The organism is Halomonas eurihalina (assembly GCF_008274785.1).
In the GTDB taxonomy this organism is placed as follows: domain Bacteria; phylum Pseudomonadota; class Gammaproteobacteria; order Pseudomonadales; family Halomonadaceae; genus Halomonas; species Halomonas eurihalina.
This window is the reverse complement of record NZ_VTPU01000038.1, coordinates 1-1,819: the sequence shown is the minus strand read 5'-3', so window position 1 is coordinate 1,819 and position 1,819 is coordinate 1. Positions and strand designations below refer to the sequence as shown.

Below are 1,819 nucleotides of genomic sequence, written 5' to 3'. Positions count from 1 at the left end.
GCCTTCGACCGCGGCGTGGTGGCCTGCGGTCGTATTGCCGCCTGGCTGGTGTTCGTCGCCATGGCGATCAGCGTCTATGAGGTGATCATGCGCTACGCCTTCGCCTCGCCCACCTCCTGGGTTCACGAGACGGTGGTCATGCTGGTCGCCGTGAGCTTCGCCTTCGCTGGCCCCGCGGCGCTGGCCGGTAATCGCCATATCCGCGTCAAGGTGCTCTACGACAGCGTGGGCCCGGCGGCTCGTCTGTGGCTCGACCGCTTCAACGACCTGGTGGCCTTCCTGTTCTGTCTGGGCATGAGCTATGCCGCCTTCACCATGTTCTGGGATGCCTCCCACAACCCGCTGGGCGAGTGGCAACTGGAGCGCTCCGGCACTTCCTGGAACCCGCCGTTTCCGGCGCTGGTCAAGGGCGTGATCATGGTCGCGCTGATCATCATGTGCCTTCAGACCCTGCTGCATTTCGTGCAGTCGCTGCGCGGCAAGCCCGCGCCCCAGATTGATGACACGGAGGGCACGGCCTGATGGAAATCGCCGACGCAACCCTGTTGATGGTCGCGGCCATCTTCGCGCTGCTGGTAACCGGCCTGCCGCTGGCCTTCATCACCGGCTTGATCGCCCTCGTGTTTACCTTCGGCTGGTTCGGGGGCAGCGCCCTGCCGCTGGTCACCAGCCGCGTCTACGGCTTCGTCACCGAGTATTCGTTGGTGGCGGTGCCGATGTTCGTGCTGATGGCCTCGCTGCTCGATCGATCGGGGATCGCCAAGGACCTGTTCAACGCCATGCGGGTCTTTGCCGGCCGCCTGCCCGGTGGCGTGGCGGTGCAGACCATCGTGGTGGCCTTCTTCCTGGCGGCGTTGTCCGGGATCATCGGCGGCGAGATCGTGCTGCTGGGCATCCTGGCGCTGCCGCAGATGCTGCGCCTGGGCTACGACAAGCACCTGTCGATCGGCGTGGTCTGCGCCGGCGGGGCGCTGGGCACCATGATGCCGCCGTCGATCGTGCTGATCATCTACGGCCTGATCGCCAGCGTCTCGATCGCCGACCTGTTCACTGCGGCCATCACCCCGGCGGTGATCCTGATGCTGTCGTACATCGCCTATGTGCTGGTGCGCTGCCTGCGCAATCCAACGATGGGGCCGCCGATGAGCGAGGCCGATCGCCAGGAGGGCTTCGCCAACCGCTGGCAGGCGCTCAAGGCGATCATCGTGCCGGGGCTGATCGCCATGCTGGTGCTGGGCTCGATCTATGGCGGTGTGGCCTCGGTGACCGAAGCGGCGGCCATGGGCGTGTTCGGTGTGCTGCTGGCGGTGGTGCTGCGCGGCGAGTTCTCGTTCAAGACCATGCACGAGAGCCTGGGCCAGACGCTGACGACCTGCGGCATGATCATCTGGATCGGCATCGGCGCCGCCGCGCTGGTCGGGGTCTACAACCTGATGGGCGGCAACCGCTTCATCTCGGGCATGATCATGGGCCTCGATGTGGCGCCGATCGTGATCCTGCTGGTGATGATGGCGATTCTGCTGGTGCTGGGCATGTTCCTCGACTGGATCGGCGTGGCCATGCTGACCTTGCCGATCTTCGTACCGATCGTCGAGCAACTGGGCTACAGCCCGATCTGGTTCGGCATCCTGTTCGCGGTGAACATGCAGGTCTCGTTCCTGTCGCCGCCGTTCGGCCCGGCCGCCTTCTACCTGAAAGGGGTGGCGCCACCGGAGGTGAGCCTCAAGGACATCTTCGTCTCGCTGTTGCCGTTCATCGCCTTGCAGCTGTGTGTGCTGTTCGCGCTGTTGTTCTGGCCGAACCTGGCGATGTGGCTGGT

The 1,819-nt window shown here is 65.2% G+C and carries 2 protein-coding genes; both read left to right on the top strand.

What is annotated here, in order from left to right; translation table 11 throughout:
- Positions 1-522, top strand: a 522-nt coding sequence (locus tag FZZ93_RS18115; protein ID WP_149323692.1) for a TRAP transporter small permease subunit, incomplete at its 5' end; no start/stop codon positions are given.
- Positions 522-1,819: TRAP transporter large permease (locus FZZ93_RS18110; RefSeq protein WP_149323691.1), on the top strand; the 1,298-nt coding region annotated here is incomplete at its 3' end. The genes FZZ93_RS18115 and FZZ93_RS18110, both read left to right, overlap by 1 nt.